The organism is Paenibacillus sp. Soil766 (assembly GCF_001428105.1).
GTDB lineage: Bacteria > Bacillota > Bacilli > Paenibacillales > NBRC-103111 > Paenibacillus_E.
This window is the reverse complement of the sequence record NZ_LMSJ01000010.1, coordinates 91433-115764: the sequence shown is the minus strand read 5'-3', so window position 1 is coordinate 115764 and position 24332 is coordinate 91433. Positions and strand designations below refer to the sequence as shown.

11 protein-coding genes and 1 other RNA gene are annotated in these 24332 nt (G+C 46.5%); 11 read left to right on the top strand and 1 reads right to left on the bottom strand.

All coding sequences use genetic code 11. The features are described 5' to 3' along the window. Positions 1–32: 32 nt before the first annotated feature. Positions 33–698, top strand: a complete 666-nt coding sequence (locus ASG89_RS08710; RefSeq protein ID WP_321166487.1) for a M50 family metallopeptidase — start codon at positions 33–35, stop codon at positions 696–698. Here the strand turns inward: ASG89_RS08710 and ASG89_RS08705 are convergent. After that, entirely contained in the window at positions 686–1606 is a 921-nt protein-coding gene (locus tag ASG89_RS08705) for a LysR family transcriptional regulator (protein WP_057310207.1), read from the bottom strand. The two genes, ASG89_RS08710 and ASG89_RS08705, sit on opposite strands and share 13 nt — an antisense overlap. A 128-nt stretch (positions 1607–1734) precedes the next feature. Here ASG89_RS08705 and ASG89_RS08700 point away from each other — a divergent pair, with 128 nt between their 5' ends. The 10 genes from ASG89_RS08700 (at position 1735) to ASG89_RS08655 (ending at position 23940) form a co-directional block, all read left to right on the top strand. After that, positions 1735–2496 (top strand): sulfite exporter TauE/SafE family protein, encoded by a 762-nt coding sequence (locus ASG89_RS08700; RefSeq protein ID WP_057310206.1) that lies wholly within the window; start codon positions 1735–1737, stop codon positions 2494–2496. Positions 2497–2512: 16 nt separating this feature from the next. After that, positions 2513–3208 (top strand): SGNH/GDSL hydrolase family protein, encoded by a 696-nt coding sequence (locus tag ASG89_RS08695; protein WP_057310205.1) that lies wholly within the window; start codon positions 2513–2515, stop codon positions 3206–3208. A 114-nt stretch (positions 3209–3322) separates the two neighbouring features. After that, the gene (secG, locus tag ASG89_RS08690; protein WP_056611230.1) at positions 3323–3559 is read left to right on the top strand and encodes a preprotein translocase subunit SecG; all 237 of its coding nucleotides are present in this window, start codon (positions 3323–3325) and stop codon (positions 3557–3559) included. A 298-nt stretch (positions 3560–3857) separates the two neighbouring features. After that, positions 3858–6977, top strand: coding sequence for a ribonuclease R (gene rnr, locus ASG89_RS08685; RefSeq protein ID WP_082592923.1), 3120 nt, complete (start codon positions 3858–3860; stop codon positions 6975–6977). A gap of 96 nt (positions 6978–7073) precedes the next feature. Next, the gene (smpB, locus tag ASG89_RS08680) at positions 7074–7556 is read left to right on the top strand and encodes an SsrA-binding protein SmpB (protein ID WP_057310204.1); all 483 of its coding nucleotides are present in this window, start codon (positions 7074–7076) and stop codon (positions 7554–7556) included. Between the two features lie 163 nt (positions 7557–7719). Then, positions 7720–8084: a transfer-messenger RNA gene (gene ssrA, locus ASG89_RS35070) on the top strand. A gap of 250 nt (positions 8085–8334) precedes the next feature. Next, the gene (locus ASG89_RS08675) at positions 8335–8769 is read left to right on the top strand and encodes an HNH endonuclease (RefSeq protein WP_057310203.1); all 435 of its coding nucleotides are present in this window, start codon (positions 8335–8337) and stop codon (positions 8767–8769) included. A 345-nt stretch (positions 8770–9114) separates the two neighbouring features. Continuing rightward, positions 9115–10080 (top strand): DUF6463 family protein, encoded by a 966-nt coding sequence (locus ASG89_RS37530; protein WP_235549669.1) that lies wholly within the window; start codon positions 9115–9117, stop codon positions 10078–10080. A 700-nt stretch (positions 10081–10780) separates the two neighbouring features. Then, the gene (locus ASG89_RS08660) at positions 10781–21838 is read left to right on the top strand and encodes a fibronectin type III domain-containing protein (protein WP_057310201.1); all 11058 of its coding nucleotides are present in this window, start codon (positions 10781–10783) and stop codon (positions 21836–21838) included. Positions 21839–22236: 398 nt separating this feature from the next. Further along, positions 22237–23940, top strand: a complete 1704-nt coding sequence (locus ASG89_RS08655) for an S-layer homology domain-containing protein (protein ID WP_082592921.1) — start codon at positions 22237–22239, stop codon at positions 23938–23940. Positions 23941–24332 lie beyond the last annotated feature (392 nt).

Below are 24332 nucleotides of genomic sequence, written 5' to 3'. Positions count from 1 at the left end.
TAAAAACGATCCTGTTCCTAATTGGCACCGCGGTGCTCACGCACTGGATTCCTTCCTCGTTTTTTCGGAACCTGGACACAATGGTACATGAGTTCGGGCATGCCGCCGCGACACTTGCGTTGTCTGGCAAGGTCATGTACATCGAGCTGTACAGAGACCACAGCGGCGTCACGTACTCGTCCATGACCAAGTCATGGGCCATCATCCCGGTCTCGTTGGCGGGGTATATGACCGCCTCGCTGTTTGCTTGGTTCCTGTTCTCGGCTTATGCCAAAGGCAAGCAGCGGCTGGGGCTGCAGGTGATGACGGCGCTGTCAGCGCTGTCACTGGTGCTGTTCGTACGGAACAGCTTCGGTGTTACGTTCCTGCTCGGTTTTATTTTCTTGACCGTGCTAGCTTTGGCGTTGGCGCCGAAGTGGCTGCGCGATTTTTACTACCTGCTGCTAGCGTTCTTATGCTTGGAAGAGTCAGTATTTGGTCCGGGGTCGCTGATTGTATATGCCTTGCAAAACAGCCGAGGTGCAGGCGATGCGACTAACTTGGCCAACCACACGGGGATACCTGCTATTGTGTGGTCGATCGGGTTTACATTGTTCGCGCTGTGGTGTGCGAAGCAAGCGGTGAGTGCCTTCTTAGGGCGAAGTAAAAGAGCTAAACGTACAAATAGACCTGCTGCGATGGGATCTTATCGCGAGTAGGTCTGTTTTTTTAAATTATCATAATTCCCATTCTTAAATGAGTAGTCGATTAGAAACTCCCGAAATGTATCCACGACTGGCGGCAAGTGTTTTCCTTTTATCCATGCAAGGCCGATGGTCCGCTGGGATTGGTAATCGCTGATCGGCAATTTGACAAGGTTCTTCATATCCATTCCGGGTATTTCTGGCAACAGGGCAATACCTAGGTTGGCCGAGACAAATCCGAGCAGGCTGACAACCTCTTCACCCTCAAAAGCGATAATTGGCGCTTTATTCATGGATGCGAACATTGCATCAAAAATGGCTCTACTGCCATACCCCGATTTATGCACAATAAATTTGTCATCAGCGATCTCTTGGAGCCTTACGTTTGGTTGTGATGCAAATCGATGACAGTGATGGACGAATAGAAACATTTCCTCGGTCCATAAGGGCTTCCATATAATCTCTGGTGTTGTATCGGTAAGCGATGATAAGCACAAATCGACTTCTCCACGCTTCAATTGATCGAGCATAGATGAGGTGGAATTCTGAAATAGGTGAAAGTTCACATGTGGATGAAGTTCAAGATAGCTTCTGACCATAAGCGGTATAAAGCTGATGCCTAATGATTTAAGAAAGGCTAACGAGATGTCGCCTAATAAAGGATTTTGCATGACGATAATGTCACGCTTGGCTTCCTTCATCTCTTGTAATATACGTGTTGTATGTTCGAGGAATTTATGCCCATAGGGATTCAATAGGACGGAACGTCCTCGTCTATCGAATAAAGGAACGCCTAATTCATGTTCAAGTTGAGCGATTGAACGGCTTAGCGCCGGCTGTGTGATCGATAGCTGCTCCGCTGCGCGGGTAAAATGCTGCAATGTTGCTACCACCTGAAAATATTCAAGCTGCTGCCACTCCATCCGATGACCTCCAATGATCCTGTTAAACTCATTACATTATAACATGGATAAAATGCAAACTATGCATTATTAATCATTAGAATGTTGTGTTTAACTAAGTGCAGGGATGTAAGAGAGGGTGATTGTAGATGATGATCCAGATTGTACTGACCCTGTTTACAGTAGGTCTGCTACTAGGATTTGTTGGAGCTGGCGGGTCGGGGTTAATCATATCGATTCTGACCGTAGTGTTCGGTTATTCCATTCATACTGTGTTAGGCACCGCCTTAGTTGCTATGATGCTCTCCTCCATTTCAGGTGCTGTAAGTCATTACCGGGAAGGGAATATCCACATAAGAACCGGAGTTATCGTGGGTTGTTTCGGGGCTATGGGAGCATGGAGCGGCTCCATGCTGTCTACCTACATACCTGAAGAAAATTTGAGCTTGCTATCGGCAACTTTGTTGATTGTATCGGGATTAGTACTGCTGCTTCGATTCCTACTCGTCGCACGTATGAAACCCTCAGAGTCAGATATACCGACAGGGTTTGGTGTGAGGTTTTGGGTTTCCGCTATTGGCTTAGGGCTTCTGACGGGGATTCTATCTGGCGTTTTTGGTATCGGATCGACCCCGTTTATTCAAATTGGATTGATGGCGTTACTCGGTATGTCTGTGAGGCGTGCTGCAGGGACAACAATGCTCATCATTATTCCAATTGCATGGAGTGGGGGAATGGGCTTTTATCAAATGGGGTATTTGGATTTGCAGTTACTGGCACAGGTGGCAGTAAGTATCATGCTTGGCTCATACTTAGGGGCGAAATTCACGAAACGAGTGCCCAGCTATTACCTAAAGCCAGCCATGGTTATGGTTCCTATCGTTGGCGGTTCGATTTTACTACTATCTTAGGGGGAGGATGATTACGATGACGATCCAACAGTGGGTGAAGCAAACGGATCAAGCTTTTCGAATCTGTGCATTCGGTTCTAGCAATACAGAATTATCATTTGTTAATAATGGCAGACATAACTGGGTAGATTGGTTCCATATCAATTTGAGGAATGAAATAGGTAAACATGTTACTATTACTAATTTAGGAATTGGCGGTGAAACAACCATAGAGTTGCTCGATCGAATCGAGCGAGATGTGAAGCCTATTCAGCCTTCGCTTGTCATTGTGACCATCGGGGGTAACGATGCAGTTAGGGAAATGCCAGTCGAGCTGTATACCGAGCGGTTAAGGACAATTTGTTCGCTGATTCGTGGATATCATGCGATCCCTGTGCTTCAAACCTATTATTGCCCTATCTACCATCAAGGACCACTTCATTTCGAAGAGCGATTCCAAGCGAATATGCAGGCGAACAGAGACCTCTCTAGAGAAATGGGGTTGCAGTTAGTCGATCAGTATACTTTTTTTGAGCCGTTATACCGGAGGCATCCAGAAGATTACGAGAAGCTAATGCGGGACTGGTTGCATGTCAATCACTTGGGCAACCTTACAATGGGGCAAGTGATCTCAAGAAGCTTCGGGCTTCCCTTGATTCCTGTACCAGAGGATATGAAAGAAGAATTCGAGCCCTTATTTGATAAAATGACTGCACTTGCGGAGTGGAGATAAGTTATTTAAATGTTTTGGATTGGCGTGATTGGCTTTGTTGTGTTCCTGGACGAACTATGTTAGAATATTTATGCTAGTTGTATAAGGCAAAGAATAGGCAATTGGGGTGCTAATATGTTAATCTTTATGAAAATTTTGTTAATCATAGCTTCGGTTGGATTAATCGCGATTGTCCTTTTACAAAAAGGGAAAAGCGCAGGCTTGTCCGGTGCCATTTCCGGTGGCGCAGAACACTTATTTGGTAAACAAAAAGCTCGTGGTTTGGAACTATTTTTGTCTCGTGCAACGATGGGGCTTGCTGCTGCATTTTTTATTCTTTCCATTGTCGTAGCCTACGTAGTGAAGAGCTAACACACATAAAACGATAACAGCAGGGGAACTATACTCCTGCTGTTTTTTCATTTTAAGCAAGTGCTTACCGGATAGACTGATTGGTATGGGCATGTGCTGGGGACACTAATCTCCATATAAAATGAGGAGTCATGTGCGTATACCAAAACGCCGATACGGTGTGTGAGCAAGGGTGAGAAGATGGACATGAATGGCGTTTATCCTTTCCTTGGAAGTGGCATACTATGGAGTGAAGGAAATGGATACGGCGATAGAGAATGCTTAGTTCAACAACAACAAGAAGGTGAAATGAGTGAGTATGATAACAGACAAAGAGATTATTAGTTTGATGCAAGAAGAGGCGTATAAGCCTATGTCCTATAAAGAGCTTGAGAAGCATTTTGGAATAGGAAGCGCGAATGAGTTTAAAGATTTTATCAAAATGCTCAATCAATTAGAAGAAGGCGGTCATATCGTAAGAAGCCCGAATGATCGTTATGGCGTTCCGGAACGGATGAATTTGGTACGAGGCAAGCTACAGGCTCATGCGAAAGGTTTTGCATTCCTCATTCCTGAGGACCGTGAGCACCCGGATGTATATATCAATGCACACGACCTGAATACCGCGATGAACGGTGATATCGTTTTTGTGAAAATCACTTCTCGCAGTCAAGGCGGTGGTCGTTTAGAAGGGGAAGTTGTACGTGTAATTACACGCGCGAACTCGCAAATTGTTGGTGTTTTTCAAAGCCAAGAAACGTATGCGTTCGTCATTGCGGATGATAAACGGATGACGAGAGATATTTTCATCCCGCAGCATGCTTTTATGGGAGCCGTCTCAGGTCAGAAGGTCGTTGTGAAGATCGTGAACTATCCGGAAGGGCGTTCCGCGGCTGAGGGTGAAGTGATTGAGATTCTGGGTCATAAGGATGATCCGGGTGTAGATATTTTGGCTATTATTCGGCAACATCAATTGCCTGAGGCTTTCCAAGCGGACGTTTTGGCGGAGGCAGATGCCGCACCAGATTCGATTACAGAAGAAGAAATCATCGGGCAAGGTCGTCGTGATCTTCGTGGGAAAACTATTGTGACGATCGATGGTGAAGATGCGAAGGATTTGGATGATGCGGTCAATGTGGAGCTGTTGGAAAATGGCAACGTTCGACTTGGCGTGCATATTGCTGATGTAAGTTACTATGTGCGAGAAGGTACAGCGCTTGATATTGAGGCTTACAATCGTGGTTGTTCGGTGTATTTGACTGATCGTGTGATCCCGATGCTGCCGCACCGTTTATCGAACGGGATTTGTTCGTTGAACCCGCAAGTGGATCGACTGACTATGTCTTGTGAAATGGAATTTGACCAAGATTTGAAAGTTGTTAATCATGAGATTTTCACGAGTGTAATCAAAACAAAAGAACGAATGACCTATACGAATGTACGTAAGTTGCTGACAGGTGAGGCAGAACCAGAAATCGCAGAGAAATACGCGTATTTAATGGAAGACTTCAAACGCATGGAAGAGCTGGCAGCTAGACTGCGTTCCAGACGGATGAAGCGCGGCGCGATTGATTTCGATTTTGAAGAGTCCAAAATCCTTGTAGATGCTGACGGCAAGCCAACCGATATTGTTAAAAGAGAGCGCTCCGTCGCCGAGATGATGATCGAAGAGTTCATGCTAGCCGCAAATGAGACGGTTGCTGAGCATTTCACATGGTTGAAAGTGCCGTTCTTGTATCGGGTGCATGAGGATCCAGATTCCGAGAAATTGATGAACTTCATGGAGTTCGTAACGACCTTCGGCTATGCGATGCGCGGCGGTAAGGGTGGGGCGATTCATGCGCGTTCCTTGCAGGCATTATTAGAAGATATTAAGGGATCACCGGAAGAAGGCGTGATTAGTAAAGTCATGCTGCGCTCGATGAAGCAGGCCAAGTATGATGCGCAGAGTTTGGGGCATTTTGGATTGGCAGCGGAGTTTTATTCCCATTTTACATCGCCGATTCGTCGTTATCCGGATTTGGTTATCCATCGTGTTATTCGTGAAGTGTTGGAGAACGGTGGAACTCTTCCAGATAAACGCCATGATTATTTAGCTTCGCGTATGAATGATATTGCCCAGCAATCTTCCGAGCGTGAGCGCGTTGCTGTCGATGCAGAACGTGATACAGAAGCGTTAAAGAAAGCACAGTACATGTTGGATAAAGTCGGTGAAGAGTTCGAGGGTATTATCTCGAGTGTGACGGGATTCGGTATGTTCATTGAGTTGGACAACACGGTTGAGGGTTTAATTCGTTTGAGCGATTTGACTGACGATTATTACAACCATCATGAGAAACAGCATGCACTAATTGGTGAGCGTACCTCCAAAATCTATCGACTCGGCGACAGCATTAAAGTGCGTGTTGCACGCGTGAGTATGGAAGATCATACGATTGACTTTGAATTGTTGGATATGAAGCCTCGCAAAGAGGGCGGATTTAACCGCGGCGGCGGTGGTGGAGGCAAGTTCAAGGGTTCAGGTGGATTTAAAGGTTTCCGCGGTGGAAAAGATACGGGCGGATCCGATAGAGGCAGGGGTAGATCGGACGGCAGATCAGACAAGGGTAAGGGCGGTTACAAAGGGAAAGGCGGCTTTGCGAAGGCACAGCCCGTGGTTGGGCAAGGAGAGGGCACGAATAAGAGCGATGCTTCTGGGAATCAGGCAACAGGTAATCCAGTGAAACGCGGAGACTCAGGGACAGGTCAAGGGAAGAAGCGTGGGCGTGCCAATACTGGTGCGGCTCGGCGGATTGAAATGGCTGCTCGTGGAGCTGCCGTAGGCGCTGTTGGTACAGAAGGCGCGGCAGGAACAGAGCAAGGTCGTAGAAGATCTAGGGGTAGAGGCGGCCAAGGAAGAGGTCAAGGTGAAGACCAGGGGCAATGGCAAGGTCAAGGCCAGGGACAAGATCAAGGAAGTGCTCAGGGGCAAGGAAAAGGGAGAAGAGGTCAAGGACAAGGCAGAAAAGGCCAAGGAATAGATGGGGGCTTTGCTGGAAGTGGAGATGGCAAAGCAGAGCACATTGCTGGCATTGGAACTGGCGAAGGGCAAGGTGGAGCCTTCCAAGGTAATGCAGCAGGTCAAGGGAAATCGCGCCGCGGCAAGGGTGGTAGTAAGCCTTGGAGCGACAAGCGCGACAAAGGCGGTAAGATTGGCGATGGCGGCAGCTTGCGCCAGCGGTTGCAGTCAGTCGGCGCAGGGCGGACTGACAGCGGGGTTAGTCGCGGCGGCGAAGGCAAGCGCGGCGTTTCGCTTGGGGGCGAAGCCCAAGCGGGTGGTGGCGGTGGCGCTGCTGCGGAGCGCAGCGGCATGGATTGGGCGAGCGGCGTGAACGCGCTCGCCAAGGGCAGTCGTCGCCGGAGCGACGACTGCGATGGTAGCAAGAAGCGGCAGAGATAGTCTCCGGTTCTTGCTTTTCGGGCTTGATCTTGCTACAATAGGTTGCACATTGTAGCAAGATTTACCTGCATTTAGCGTGCGGGAGGAGGATCTCACGTGGCAACTAAGAAGGCTGACGGCAAACTACTTGCCCAGAATAAAAAGGCTTCACACGATTATTTCATTGAAGATACGTATGAATGCGGTCTTGTCCTTACCGGCACGGAGATCAAATCCTTACGGGCAGGTAAAGCCAACATTGGCGATAGCTTTTCGACGATTCGGAATGGCGAAGCTTTTGTACACAATATGCATATTAGCCCTTTCGATCAAGGCAATCGCAGCAATCCCGAAGATCCTACACGGACGCGGAAGCTGTTGCTGAAGAAAGTGCAAATCGCCAAAATACTAGGCCAGGCTAAGCAAGAAGGATATACCGTCGTTCCACTGAAGGTATATATCCGGAATGGTTATGCGAAGCTGTTGATTGGCATTGGTAAAGGGAAGAAACAATACGACAAGCGGGAGTCTGCTGCTAAGAAAGATGCACAACGCGATATTCAACGCGCATTGCGTGAGAAGCAGAAGATTGCTAGATAGTTTGGTAGTATTGGAAGGTAACACCTTGTCTTCCATGAACCTAGTGTTCACTTTGCTGAGGCATGTGGTATACTAGTAATTGTAACGAAGAGATTTCGAGTAACTTGGCTCTACAGCTTTTCCTTTTAACCTTCACCGTCTCTGACGGTTACGAAGGCAATCCGGGGGTGTTCTTGGATTCGACGGGGATAGTTTGAGCGCGGGTTGCGGGTAGTGGGGCCGCGTCCACTATAAAACGCTAAAGCCTATTAAATGGCAAACAACAACAACCTTACGCTTTAGCAGCTTAATAACCTGTTAGCGTGCTTCTACTCAGCATCGCCCATGTGACTGGGATAGGGGCTCAACTATAGTGGGATACGACGTGTGGTCTCCGCCTGGGGTCGGACGTAGGAAGACAATCAGGCTGACCCAACGCATAGCCGGTTACGGGGCGCTGCTCGGGTGACATCAAAACTGTGACTACACCCGTAGATGCCTGTGTGGCGATATTTTCGGACAGGGGTTCGACTCCCCTCACCTCCATACTGAAAACCCGCTCTGGGAGCGGGTTTTCGCCTTTTCAAGAGTGGAATTGTAGACTGAATGTAGACATCAGATATTTAGGTGGTCAGAATGAAGATTCCTTGTAGACGTAATGTCTACAATCGTGGATTATATAAGGCGACCACAAGTCATCTAAAGTAGCCCGTCTCCAACTTACATAACCACGTATCTAGTAAACAAATTTGTTTGTCTGTGGTTATTGTCTAAATTAAGTCTTAGGAGGCGATAGAATATGATAACAGTGCTCAATGTGGATGGTCAGCAACTAACCCCATGTGTGCTTGACCGGGCTTGGCGGGAAGTTAACCGAGCCCGTGCCGTCTGGATTGACGACCAGACAATCCAATTACTTTACAACCCCTTCTCATTCCGAGACTATCGAAAAACTGCATTAAAACGGGATAAATACACTTGTTTGTGGTGCGGACGTCCCGCAACGACGGTAGATCATATTGTCCCCTCAAGTAAAGGCGGCTCAGATCTGCCCCAAAACTTACTCGCTGCTTGTGTGGAGTGCAACACGAAGCGGGGGAACCGTTCAGCGTTCTCATATTTTATAGAAAAAGTATTTTCCGTGCCGAATCTTATAAAGCTCTCTTACCGCATCATGAAAGCTAAACATAATCATCGTCAAACGAACCACAGTAAGTACTCATTCACTGCCTGAAGACGGTTTTACTTTTGTAGGTCGTCCAATCTGCAAGGTTGTGTCGTATCGAAGGGAGAAGGATCCTGATTCGGTAGGTTATTAATAGACACCCGTTTAGCTGAGATGCAAATACACTTGAATTTAATGTATCGGGGTTCGATTCCCCTCGCCTCCATATGCTAAATCCACAACCGCATGAGGTTGTGGATTTTTGCTGTTTTGCTTGATAATATCGTTATAGTAGGAGCAAGCGTATTAGCGTACATATTGAACGGGGAAGGCGGCTGAAAAGATGTCGTTAAACATACCTGGTTCCGGAGTTGAATGTGGATGAATATCAGGTTCGAGTATCCTTGTTCGCTTTTGCAGCCGTTTATCGAATGTTATTGGTCTTGGGAAAGTGATAATTGTGAGTATGAACTGCACCATCTCCCAAGAATCATTCCAAGCATGAATATGGAAATGATACTTTTTTATAAAGAGCCGTTTTCCATTTCGGATCGTAAGGGAGACGGTCATCGGCTGCCGCAAAGTCACTTTGTGTTTTGGATGCGTGAGGCCTATTCATTGTCGCTTCCCAAGGGGAAAGAGATTGGTTTTGTAGCTATAAGGTTCCGACCGGGCTGTTTTTCACATTTTTATAAAGGAACGATGGATGAATTAATTGACCCCTTTCTTCCTATACCTGAAGTGTGGGGGGCTTCCGGTGAGGAATTGACTGAGCGTGTGATGGAGGCAGCCGATTTTGAGAAATTAACGCTGGAAGGTTTTTTAGATATCGGCTTCATCAAACTAACCGAGAGAGTCAGAGAAGAAATTGTATTGGCTGAAGTGGGTAGACCGTGGAAGGCAAATGGTGATTTGCGAGAGCTTAATGCGGATCAGTTTTGCTCATTTAATGAGAGTGGTTTTGTGAAAATAGTTTGGAATTTTCACGGGAAGGGGAGAGGAGAAGGAATGAAAAATGTTTGGAAGTACAGTGGCTGGTACTTGATTGTAATTGGTGTAATCCATAATGCTGTTGGACTGCTGCTTGGTCAAGACATTTTGCTTGAGATGCTTGCCGATGGAGTAATCAACACGGTTAACATGGAGTATGATCGTAACTTTTTGTTTTGGTTTTTAGCGATAGGTTTCGTTTGGATTGGAACGGGTATCCATTGGCAAAGTATATTGCGAACATTCGAAAAACCGTTGCCTTCTTTTCTTGGATGGGGAGTGCTTCTCTTTGCTTTGATTGGCGTAGCTTTCTCTCCGGCGTCTGGTATTTGGCTCTTCTTTCCACTAGCATGGATGATTCTGCAGCCACACTTGCTTCATCGAGCATGAAAATAACATAACGCTACGGCGAATAGTGGATTTACCCAACCACGCTTCACCTCCATTCAGAAAAACCGCTCACTGAGTGGTTTTTTTAATTATAGTCGGCAAGGCAGTAGGTTGTTGCTTTTTACCCTGTACCTTCAGAAAATCTTCTTTTGATATGATGGTGGGCATGCCGCCTTCCACGCAGATTACGTCCTCATGGGACTTATGCCGGTTGCTGTTTCGTTTTTCTTCCATGTCTTTGGAATCCATTTATCTTCATCTAAGTGATTTAAATTTTAAATACTCTCTTGTGTAAAACAAGAGACACGGCTTGCGTGTTTAACGAAAGGATGAAATTACGGAAGAAGCTGCCTCATTGCTAGTTAGCTTTTGGGGATTTCCTAGATAGTCTGAAAGTTGTATGGTTCAACTTCGTTGGACTTTTTTTTACGCTACGGCTCCCCCACATTTAACTTATTATCTCTTACCTTTTAGGGTAATTGAGCTCAACTAATTTTAGAGAAATAAGGTTATATTGTGACAATATGCGTAAAAAACGTGCTTACTGTGTCGGAAGAGGTCGGTTTATTTATATTGCAGTTATCCCTATTCCAAATGTAAGATATTGTTAGTAGGAGGGACCTAGCAGAAAGGTCCTAAGAGTTAGTAGAAAGGTCCTAAGTATTCGAATGGCAATATAGAAACCGGAGGGAAAGGTAAAATGAGGTATCTCTTAAAAAAGCTATTAGCAGTTTATCTAATTCTTAATTTACTAGCATTTATGTTGCCAGACTTCCCGGGTACAGTAAAAGTAGTTCATGCGGACTCGCCATCTTGGTCATCAGTGGGATTATCATCACCGAACGATGTAACTACTTTGCTGAATGTCAACGGCACGCTATTTGCGGGGACAGATGGCACCGGCATATGGTCATACAGTAACGGTACATGGACGAAGATGAGCGGCTCGCCGGACAGAGTACAAGAGTTGGAGAATGTTGACGGTACACTATATGCGGGGTCATATGGTTACGGCAGTTTATGGTCATACAGTAACGGTACTTGGACGCAGGTGAACGACTCGCCGTACAGTATGAAAGCTTTGGAGAATGTCAACGGTACGCTGTATACGGGGACGTATGACTATGGTGTATTGTCGTATAAAAACGACGAATGGGCGCAGATGAGCGGCTCGCCGAGTAAAGTATATACCTTGCTGAATGTAGGCGATACGCTGTATGCGGGGGCGTATGGCATGGGCCAGGATAATGGTATGCCAGGCGGTGTATGGTCATACAGTAGCGGCACGTGGACGCAGATGAGTGGCTCGCCTGACGGTGTAATTACCTTGCTGAATCTCAAAGGTACGCTTTATGCGGGGACGGATGTCAACGGCATATGGTCATACAGTAACGGCACGTGGACGAAGATGAGTGGCTCGCCGGACAGAGTGGAAGTCTTGGAGAATGTAGACGGTACGCTGTATGCGGGGGCGTATGGCTACGGCATTTGGTCTTATAGTAATGGCGGGTGGACGCGATTGAGCGGCTCGCCGAGCAAAGTATTTTCCTTGCTGAATGTCAACGGTACGCTGTATGCGGGCGGACCTGGAGGAGTAGTGCAACTGACAATATCTTCTTCCAGTACACCGGTTAATCTGAATGCCAGTAGCACGACGTCCGTATCTACCACGCTGACGTGGAATGCTGTGCCTGGAGCGGATGTCTACAATATCTACATGAATGGGAGCAATACGGCGATTGCCACCGTAACCAATACTACCTATACAGTGAGTGGATTAACTTCGAACTCCAAATATACGTTTACGATGACTGCATCTAATGGAGCCGACTCGGATCAGAGCGGCGCAATCAATGTCTTAACTACACCGAATAATCCGACGGGCCTGAAGGAAACGGACGGGGACAAACAAGTAATGTTAGCCTGGAGCCCTGTATCGGGAACAGAGACAGTAAACTATAGTATTTATGAGGGGACAGCCCCCGGTTCGTATGGTACGACTCCCATCGCGATGGTGACTGGCTCGACCTTTACAGCAACAGGTTTGGCGAACGGCATTACATACTATTTTGCGGTAAAGGCGAGCAATGAAGGGGGGAGCAGTGACTACTCCAACGAAGTGAGTGTAACGCTGCCACAACCCGTCCCATCGGACCCCGGCCATGCAAATTCGCCAACTTGGTCGTCGGTGGGACTATCATCGCCAGACATTGTGAATTCCTTGCTGGATGTCAACGGCACGTTGCATGCGGGGGCAAGCGATGGCATATGGTCTTACAATAATGGCACGTGGACGAAGATAAGCGGCTCGCTGTATAATGCAAATCATTCCTTGCTGGATGTCAACGGTACGCTGTATGAAGGGGGAGGGAATGATGGTGTATGGTCATACAGTAACGGTACGTGGACACAGATGAGCGGCTCGCCGCCATATGTAAATTCCTTGTTAAATGTCAATGGTACGCTGTATGCGGGAGCATATGGCATGGGCCAGGAATACATGCCAGGAGGCGTATGGTCAAACAATAACGGCACGTGGACGAAGATGAGCGGCTCGCCGTTCATGGTGAATTCCTTGCTGAATGCCAACGGTACGCTGTATGCGGGGACATTCAACGGCATCAATGACGTATGGTCGTACAGGAATGGTAAGTGGACGCAGGTCAGTGGATCGCCGCCTTATGTAAGAACCTTGCTAAATGTCAACGGTACGCTGTATGCGGGGACATATGGCAGCGGCTCAGGACATGATTTGGCAGGTGGCATATGGTCATACAATAACGGCACGTGGACGCAAATGAGCGGCTCGCCGGGCAACGTACAAGCCTTGGAGAATGTTGACGGTACGTTGTATGCGGGGACAGAAGAAAGTGGCATATGGTCATACAATAACGGTACGTGGGCGCAGATGAGCGGTTCGCCGTCCTATGTAAGATCCTTGCTGAATACCAACGGTATGTTGTATGCGGGGGGACTTGAAGGAGTAGTACAACTACTGTATTTACACAGTGCAGTAACTACGCTGACGTGGGATGCTGTGCCTGGAGCGACTGTCTACAACATTTACCAGGGCACTACAGCGATTGCCACCGTAACCAGTCCTATATATACAGTGAACGGATTAACTCCGAACACCACATATACGTTTAGGGTGAGTGCTTTCGATGGAACCGAATCAGATCAGAGTGGCGCGATTAATGTCTTAACTATACCGAATGATCCTACGGGCCTGACGGCAACAGCCGGAGACGAACAAGTAACGTTAGCCTGGAGCCCCGTATCAGGAACAGAGACGGTAAACTTTAGTATCTATGAGGGGACAGCCCCCGGTTCGTATGGTACGGGTCCCGTCGCAACGGTGACTGGCTCGACCTTTACGGCAACAGGATTGGCGAACGGCACAAGATACTATTTCGTGGTAAAGGCGAGCAATGCAGGGGGAAGCAGTGACTATTCCAATGAAGTGAGCGTAACGCCACAACCCAACTCTTCAGTCATTTACAACAGTAGATCAGTATTTGTTAGCGCGAGTCAGGATCCGAGCATAGGTAAATGGACGGATACCGGTTTCGACATTAGTGCTGGTTCCCTCATTACGATTAGCAGCAATGGTTCAGGCATGTTTACTCCCGGTGGGAGCACGAATCCGGACGGTTATTTTTATTCTAGCAGTGGAGGTATTACGACACAGCAAAAAATGGATTCAAACGCTTTTGCACCGTCTGCCCCAATTGGTGCTCTGCTCGGTGCCGTTAATAGCGGAAGCGGCCATATCGGAGCAACATTCCTCGTGGGCAGCAGCTATAACTGGACTGCTACGGAGAATGGCAGACTACTACTAGCCTACAATGATGACCCAGGAGCGTATGGCAACAACTTAGGCGGATACGAAGTTACGATCCAAGGGCCGGTAGCGTCGCCAATCAAAGGTACAGTATCGGGTAAGGTTACAAATACTAACCACCTTCCGGTTCAAGGTGCCCAGGTTGAAATAAATGGTAACGTATATGCAATGACAGATGCAGAGGGGAATTATAATATCTCGAACCTCGATGCAAGTACTTATACGCTCTATGTCACAGCGAACGGTTATACAACTCAGTCTAAGGGTAATGTGACCGTTACAGACGGACAAACGACTACTGTCGATTTTACAATGGCCTCATTACAACTAACTAATCTAAAAGCCAGTAGCACTACGCTGACGTGGGATGCTGTGCCTGGAGCGACTGTCTACAACATTTACCAGGGCACTACAGCGATTGCCACCGTAACCAGTCCTATATATACAGTGGATGGATTAACTCCGAATACCACATATACGTTTAGGGTGAGTGCTTTCAATGGAACCGAATCGGATCAGAGCGGCGCGATTAATGTCTTAACTATACCGAATAATCCTACGGGCCTGACGGCAACGGCCGGGGATGAACAAGTAAAATTAGCCTGGAGCCCCGTATCAGGAAGCGGAGAAAGAGTAACGTATAATGTCTTTGTGGGAACGGCCTCCGGTTCATATGGTACGACTCCCGTCGCAACGGTGACTGACTCGACCTATTATATGGCAACGGGATTGGTGAACGGCACAGGATACTATTTTGCGGTAAAGGCGAACAACGGAGGGGGAAGCAGCGACTACTCCAACGAAGTGAGCGTCACACCACAACCTAACTTATCAGTCAGTTATAACGGTAATAATGCTACGACCGGTAAGGTACCGATCGACAACAATTTCTATACACCGGGAGTCACAGTTCCAGTGTACGATAACATAGGAAATCTGGCAAAGTCGGGCTATACATTCGCTGGATGGAACACGTCGGCGGATGGTAGCGGAATGAGCTACTCCCCTGGTGCATCGATAACGATGAGCGCGGCGAATTTGACGCTTTATGCGAAGTGGCTACCGAAGGGGATAATTTCAGGGAGAGTTACAGATAGTGGGAATAAACCGATTCAAGACGCTCTTGTTTTTGCAAATCAAGGACCGGACCAGTGGGGCAACGCGGTCACGGATGTAGAAGGAAACTACACGATTTCCGATCTTGATGCGAACAATTATCGGGTAAGGGTCGTAGTGGAAGGGTACACAGAGCAGTGGAAGGACATCGTCGTCACGGCTGGCCAGACGACAACCGCCGATTTTACAATAGATAGTGAGGCACCAAGAGTTATTAGTATAAATCCCGCTGAATCTTCAATGCTCCCTGCAAATCCTGTAATAAATGTACTTGCTTTGGATAACTACAAGCTTTCAAAAGTAACAATAGAATACCAGAAAGTCGGGGCACAGGCTGACCAATGGAATGCGCTAGGAACTAAGGATTTGGATGTCTCTAGTGATGTTGTATCACTAGTTTGGAACACATCTTCATTAATAAGTGGTACTTACAAATTGCGTACATCGGCGTATGACCAGGCAGGTAACAAAAGTGCGCCGATAAATGTTACATATGGTCTTGATGTAGACCCTCCAACCACACCCATTGTTACCACTTCACCTGGCGGTTGGAAGGTAGATCTTTCATGGACATCCGGTAATGAAACAGACCTTGCCGGGTTCAGGGTATATAAGAGCCTAACACCGGGGGGGCCATACAGTCTTCTTACCGAAACGATGTTAACTTTGTATACGGATGTCCCACTTTCTCCAGGAAGTGATTACTACTACAAAGTTGAAGCGGTGGATCGGTACCATAATGCAAGCATGAGTGTAGAAACGGCCGCCTCTCCGCTTAGTCAGGATCCCTTTGCCCCGGAGGCAAAGGCGGGTAACGACCGAACTGCAACTGCCGGAGCGGAAGTAGCTTTCGATGGTACGCGATCTAAAGACAATGACAGGGTTGCTGCCTATTTGTGGGATTTGGGAGACGGGACAATCTCCAACTTATCCCAACCGACACACATTTATGCATCGGCAGGGAGTTATACCGTAACTTTGACGGTTACAGACCCTTCTGGAAATACAGCAAGCGATACTATGATCTTGACTGTTTATCCAGGGCAGCAGGTTGGATCATTACAAGTTAGGGTAATTGATAGCGATACCGGAGCGGTCATTCCCGGGGCAAATGTGTATGTTAATTTCCCTGATAATGTGCCGAAGAATTTTATTACTGATGGTAACGGTATGGCTACAGTTGTAGCTATACCAGGTAAGTACGGGGTTTCTGCATACAAAACGGGGTATTTGCCAGCTGAAGTCATGTCGGAAGTTAAACAGTACCAGGGAACTCAGGTTACAGTAAGAATCAAAAAAGCAAAGCTTGTTGTTGGAGATCTGAATGTTCATCGTATGTCATTGGAAGAAATCGTAGCTGAAGGTATCGATGTTAACGCTCCTGAAAACCAACATGTATTTAAATTTGAGGTTCACCTGACGTTTGCCCAGCAGCCACTGCCTGTAGAATATATCATATTAAACGGATATGGAAACATATTAGGCGGCAGTGGTCCTATATCCTATGGGGGAGTCGGCGGAAATGGGAGTGTAGGATACGCTTATCCGAAAGCTATTGCGTATGAAAACCATCCTGAAATACCGCCAACCCTTGCGTTCCTTACCATTCCAAAGGAAGTCTCGTGGTTAAAAGAGTTTTTTGAAGTAGGGCTATCCATGTATAATATGGCAGATCCGCAGTTTGTAATTGCGGACTCAGCAGCTACATTAAAGCTTCCAGATGGACTTACACTTGCTCCAACAGAGGAAGAACAAAGCCCAACAATTCACATAGGAGATATTGCGGGACAGGAAACAAAAGAAGTTAAATGGATTGTTAGAGGAGATAAGAAGGGCAGCTACAATCTTGAAGCGGATTTCAACGGAGCATTGATGCCGTTCTCCGCTCCTGTAAGCACTACTTTTAAGACATCAGAACCACTCCGTGTTTGGGGAGGGGATGCACTGCATATTTATGTAGAGGCGGAAGATTCAGCCTATATTGGTGAGCTGTATTATGCACAGTTCAGAATTACGAATGAGTCTGACATACCGATTTATAACCTAAAGACAAACTTTGGCGCATACAGCGAACCAACAACTGTACATGAAGTAGTTATTATCGATCCGGATGGGAATAAAAAGAAGGAAAGATATGAGGGCGGCGCATCATTCTACATAACATCAATCGATGCACAGAAGTCTCTCCCGTTCCTACAGACAGGCGACTCGGTAGGAGTTGGCGTGCTCAATCCAGGAGAAAGCTTGTACGGAACTTACGTTACAAACTTTAGTGCTGTGGGAGACCGGGATGAAGTTTATTACAGGCTGAAAGAAGCATTCTCGGTCACATCAGGCGATAGTACCACGGAAGTTCCCGTGACCATAACAACCATACCTAGCCATGTAACCAAGTATAAGATTCAATATATCGATGATGGTTCACTGTGGGGAGACCCGGTAGATACAACCAATGGAGCTTATGTACTTGAAAGAGAAGCGCTTAGCGCTTTTGGTTCAAATGTAGTCCCCTTCAGCCTCCGGTACAACTCCTTGCTATTAAACGAAGGTCAATTAGGGAAAGGTTGGAGCCATAACTACGAGACAAGACTTGAACTCCAAGAAGATGGAACGATCGGGGTTCGTTGGTCAGCTTCAAGCTACACCCAGTTCTTTAGCAAGGACGCAATAGAAGGTAAGGTACATGGCAGTAAGAGAGCGGACGGTGCTATTCTGCTTGCAAATGAGCAAGGAATGGTTGAGCAGGAATACTACTCCAAAACGCTCAATGCCAATGACAATGCGTTAAAGCGACATGCAGACGGAACGTATACTTTGACATTCGGTGACCAGAACACTTACTTCTTCGATCCATCAGGTAATCTGACGAAAATGCTAGACAGGAATGGCGGAACCGTTACGGTAACAAACATGGAAGGGAAACTTCTTATTACCGAGCCGCAATCGGGTCAGACATTAACTGTAAAATTCAACGCTCTTGGATTGGTTGAAAGTGTGTCTGACCAATTGGGAAGATCGGTCAACTTCCATTATGACTCCACTCACATGTTAACGGAAATAACGGATGCGAATGGTAAGGCGACTACCTATACCTACGATTCGGAAGGACGCGTCCTTACAGAAACATCTGCTGAGGGAGTTATCTTCTTAACCAATACGTATGATTCCAAGGGCAGGGTTGTTACACAGGATGATGGCGTAGAAGGGAACCTCTTGACTCTCTACAGTTATGATGACACATCTGAAAGCTGGGAGATAACCGTTACCATAACCGATCGAAATGGCAATACGAGAAAACATAAAAGTAACCGGTATGGTCAACTGTTAATGATCGAAGACGAGCTTGGTCATAGGACTACCTATACGTATGATGGCAATGGCAACCGCACCAGTCTGACGGATTCAAATGGGAATACGGCCACTTATACCTATGATGGCATGGGTCATCTTTTGGCCGTTACAGATGCCGAAGGTAGAGCTACTACGATGACTTATGACACGAATGGAAATCTATTGACTGTCGAAAATGCCATCGGAGAACGGACGACGAATACCTATAATTCAAAGAACTCCCTCATGTCGAGTGTTGATGAGCGGGGCATTACAACCGTATATACCTATACTGAGTACGGTCAATTGCTCTCCAAAACCGTAGATGGAGTAGGCACCATTTCCTACTATTACGAGAATGGTAGATTGATAAGTATCTCCGACTATCTCGGAAATACAACAACATTTGGATATGATTCAGCCGGCAGGGTAATCAGCATAACGGACAGAGAAGGGAAAAAGACGTTGTATGAGTATGACGCGGCAGGAAACGAATTATCCCGAACCAATTCCGCCGGCCATAAAACTTCTTACACCTATGATAGCCGCGGCAATGTCCTTACCGAAACGGATCAAAGAGGAAATACGACACGATTTACGTATAACGGTAACCGAAAGATGATTGAAGCCATTGATCCAAAGGGTAACAAGACCTTCTCCGAGTACGATGGCGAGGATCGGCTTACAACGGTGACAAATGCGTCGGGGAATACGAGCGGAAGCACCTACGATGCTGCAGGTCGTGTGGTGACAACGATAGACGCTTTAGGAAATGTTACGACACTCACTTATGACAACACTGGAAATTTACTGAGCAAGACCACAGCAGACCAAGGCACGGTGGGTTACGCGTACTACAAGAACGGAAAGCTGAAGAAGGTCACGGATGCAGCAGGAGGAGAAACGTTCTACGATTATGACGCAGCCTGGAGAATAAGCAAGATTACAAATGCTGCGGGCAAATCGAGTACCTTTACCTACGACTCGGCGGGTAACCTTCTTAGCGTGAAAGATCCGCTTGAAAATCAAATTAGCTATACCTACGATAATAGTGGTAATAGAATTACCATGACAGATGCCAGAGGGAACACAACCAGATATACATATAACGCTAATGGTAAAATGACAAGCATAACGGACGCATTAAATTATATCTCCGAATACAACTATGATAACGAAGGCAGACTTACTAAAATCACGAACGCCAAAGGAAACTCGCAGACGATGGCATATGATGATTCAGGTAATCTAGTTTCAATCACAGATGCGCTTGGCCATGCCGTGACGATGGAATATGATGCTGTAGGTAGTCCGGTAAAACTTAAGGATGCTTACGGAAATGAAATCCAATCGACAACCTATGACTCTACGAATCTTCCTGTCCTTGTTGAAGATGCGTTTGACAATCAGGTGATTAACCACTATGACAAAGTGGGACGGCTTATTGAATCGATTGACGCCATGAACCGAAGCACAAAGTATGTTTATGACAAAGTGAACAGGCTTGTTTCCACAGTTGATGAATTGGGAGGCGAAAGTAAACAGACTTTTGATGCAAATGGAAATCAAAGAACGCTTACGAATCCTAACGAAAATACAACAACCTATGGTTTTGATGTAGCTGGAAGGCTTGTTTCAGAAACAATGGCCATCGGAATTACGAAAACCTATGGGTATAATGCGTTGAACCTGATGGCTTCCATGAAAAATGGACGTGGGCAAGAAACCACCCACAAATATGACGATGCAGAAAGGTTAATAAACTTTAGTGACCCTGTAGGAAACGTAGCTTATACGTATGATCCTAATGGAAATGTGCTCACTGTATCGGATGGTAAGGGTACCATTACCCGAGAGTATGATGAATTAAACAGGGTTGTTAAATATACGGATAGTAAAGGTAATACAACGAAGTACTCTTATGATACGGTGGGTAACTTGGCAACCCTGACCTATCCTGACGGTAAAGATGTCAACTATGAATATGATGAAGCAGACAGACTTGTGAAGGTAACGGACTGGGATAATAGAATTACCCGCTACGAGTATGATCACAATGGTAGACTCACCAAGACCGTAAATGCTAACGGTTCCGTACTGACTCAATCCTATGATGCAATGGGTCGAATCCTCAGGCAAAAGGAAATCGACGCCAAAGGAAATGTCATTAATCAGAATGATTATTCGTATAATTCGATCGGCAATATCACTGTTGAAGAGTCATCCAATGATCCGCAGCCGATTACAATGAACAACGCAGTCATGACCTATGACAAGAATAACCGCTTAATCACCTTTAACGGTCAAACAGTCAAGTATGATGCCGATGGTAACATGACCTATGGACCGTTAAACGGAGTTATGGTGAATTTCCACTATGATTCCAGAAATCGGCTTATCGAGGCTGGTAACACGACTTATGAATATGATGCCGAAAATAACAGAATAGCGGTGATCGACAACGATGAGAGGATTGAATTTATCAATAATCCTCAGCCTGAGTTAAGTCAAGTTCTAGCTATGAAAGATGCCAAGGGCAACGCAACGTGGTTTGTTTATGGTATTGGATTAATCGGACATCAAGAGACTAGTGGCGCGTTTAGCACCTATCACTACGACGTGCGTGGAAGCACAACCGCTATTACAGATGACACAGGTATGGTTACAGATCGATTTACGTATACGACATACGGTGAGTTGATCGAAAGGACGGGAACAACTTCGACTCCTTTTCTGTATAGTGGTCGCGATGGCATCATGACGGATGACACCGGGCTGTATTACATGCGGGCCAGATACTACAATCCTGAGATAAAGAGATTTATGAATCAGGACATCATTCAAGGCAGCATACTGGATGGAAGAAGTCTGAATCGATACGCCTATGTAAACGGTGATCCGGTCAATAACATCGACCCTAGCGGACAAGTTCCTATCGTTATTGGTGTGGCTGTAGTTGGAGGGGTATCAGGTGCTGCTGAAAAATATTTTAGTGATGTCGTGCAGAATGTTTCGGATGGAAAAAAAGGTTGGTCAATTCTAAAACCAAGCAGTAGTTGGAAGGAATATACGGTGTCAACTTTGGGTGGTGCTACTACAGCGGTCATAACCCGGTCAATTGGACCAATAGGTAGCATCTTCAAAAATGAATTGGTAGGTAGATTTGCTAATAAATTAGTAGACAGTACAGTTGATAATTCGGTTAAGAAAATTATGGGTGAAGAGGTAACATGGACAGATGTTGTTAAAGATACCGTTGTAGGTACCTTTATTACAGTGAAAATAAAAGGTGTAAATGATGGGAAAGTAAATAAGGTAAATAACTGGCTAGGTAGTTATAACTCAGTAATAAACAATAAGAATAACAAAAATATTAGTGTTAAAACGATAGCAAAAGGATTTGGTGGTAATCTTCCAGACACACTTACGAGAGGGATTAGTGAAGTGATTTTATCATGGGATGAGTGATCAATGTACATTAGCATCGCCAATGAAGATGCAACGAAGTGAGAGATCATCAAAAGAGGGCTAGTAGAATGAACTCACCAGACAAGGAGCGAATCTACTATGCCCCAACAAAGACGAAAGTTCAAGACCGAATTTAAAAGCTAGATGGTACGGTTGTACGAGAGTGGAAAGTCCCGTAGCGATATCGTTCGAGAATATGACTTAACGGCTACCGCGTTAGAGCGCAATGAGCTCACTTTCCTCAGGTGTTCTATTGGCTATTAAGCGGTGATAAGGTGTACGTTATTTCTAGAGCTTATATTAAGTATGTTGTTGAGCTATTTGTTGGTTCTTCCAGTGATGCTTTATAAACCTACACAGTTTATTCAAACTTTAGAAAGTATTCTTATATACTCGAGGTGAGAGCGATAAAGACGTTTCGATTATGGTTGTTCCTATTTGTCATTTTTTTCACCTTCAATACCGTGACTCAAGCTGCTACCTATACTTACGATGAATTGAACCGTCTGATAAGCGTTACTTATGAAAACGGAGCAACCATTAACTACACCTACGACCCTGCTGGAAACTTGTTAAGCGCAACAAAAAGTGGGCTTGCGCCGGTCTGGCCGCAAAATGCAGCATTGACGTACTCGAACCTTGGTCAAATCAGCCTGACTCTTAATTGGCCGGCTGCTACGGACGACTCCGGTGAGGTCAATTATGCGGTGTATAATGGCAGCACTCTGCTGGCAATGGTTAACGACTCCTCCTACGAAGTGACCGGCTTAGCTCCTGGTACAGGATATACGTTCTCAGTTGTAGCTAAGGATTTGAGCGGCAACGCATCGAGTGCCCTCACTGTTGCGGTTACTACGATCAAGTCGAGCAGCGGAACGACACCGGCAGGAGCTGTAGGCGGCGGTTCATCAGGTCCCCCTGCCTCGACAAGTAGTGGAGCCCAGGTTACAGCGGATAAGAACGGTAACGTAGATTCCAGCATACTGAAAGCAGCTCTCTCTACTGCCAGCAATGTAACGATTTCGACCTCCGGAACTTCCATCAGCATGCCGGCGGCAGCGCTGTCGGATGCCTCGAAAGCCGGCGGAAGCGTCACGGTTACTTCAGGCACTTGGTCTTATACGCTCCCGCTTGCCGTGCTGACTTTGGATGCACTTGCAAAAGACCTTGGCGTTAGCACAGCGGATTTGACGATTAAAATAACCGTTCAGAAGCCAACCGGAGACAGCGTGAAATTCGTCACCGCGGCGGCTTCCAGAACCGGCTTGACAATTTTTGCTGATCCTATCGACTTTAGAGTTGAAGCAGTGAGCAAAGATGGGAAGTCGGAAACGGTAGCCTTCGGCAAGACGTACGTGTCGCGTACGGTCATTTTAAGCGTGATTCAGGACTTCAGCAAGTTCACCGGGGTTATGTACGACGAAACAACGAAAACTCTTGTGTTCGTGCCGACTTTTTTCGAAACGAAAAACGGATCGACTATAGCGACATTCAAGCGTAACGGCAACAGCATTTACACCGTTGTTCAGAACAACAAGACTTTCGATGACATTCAAAATCACTGGGCTAAAGCGGACATTGAGCTGCTGGCGAACAAGCTGATAGTCGACGGTGTAAGCAGTCATACATTTGACGCCGACCGCAGCATCTCCCGCGCCGAATTTGCTGCACTTGTTGTTCGCGCGTTGGGTTTGACCAGCTCTGTGGCTTCTAACGGCTTCAAGGACGTGGCTTCCACTGCATGGTATGCGCAAGCAGTAGCGACAGCGGTGAATGCCGGCCTCGTCAACGGCTACGAAGACGGCGCGTTCAGGCCGGATGCATCGATCACGCGTGAGGAACTGACCGCGATGATGATCCGTGCCATCAATTACACCGGCACCACCACTGCAGTTTCCGCCGACGAGCAAAGCACTTTGTTGGGTCAATATCAAGACGCCAAGTCAATCAACTGGGCGCAAGCGGAGATGGCAGCTGCTGTTCAAGCTGGCCTGATCTCTGGAATGACGGATGCGACCATCGATCCAAGTGGCCAAGCGACCCGTGCCCAAGCGGTGACAATGCTGAAACGGATGCTGACTGCAGTGAAATTTATTAACTGAGCCCCATAATTTTACTTGTAAGAGCAACGAAGCACGGTTCCAATGAATTGGGAATACCGGGTTCAGTCCGCGCGGACCGGAGCGTATGCGGAGGGAGCACGGCATTGAAATGTACCGCTAAGGTAGTCATCGGTGAGTGGGCTTCGGAGCAAGTTAAATGGACATTTCAATACTCCCCTCACCTCAAAAGACACCCATTCGGGTGTCTTTTGTTTTCATGGTGGGACAAACAGAGAGTTGAACCCCTAGAGGGTTCACTTTAGTACTATTAGTTTTACAGGTTGCTGTTTTTTTTACATATTGCTGGTTTGTCGTAAATAAATGTGTGTCAACTAACAGATTTCCAAATAATTATCTGCTATAATGATACAGTGTGTATCAATTGGTGGAGG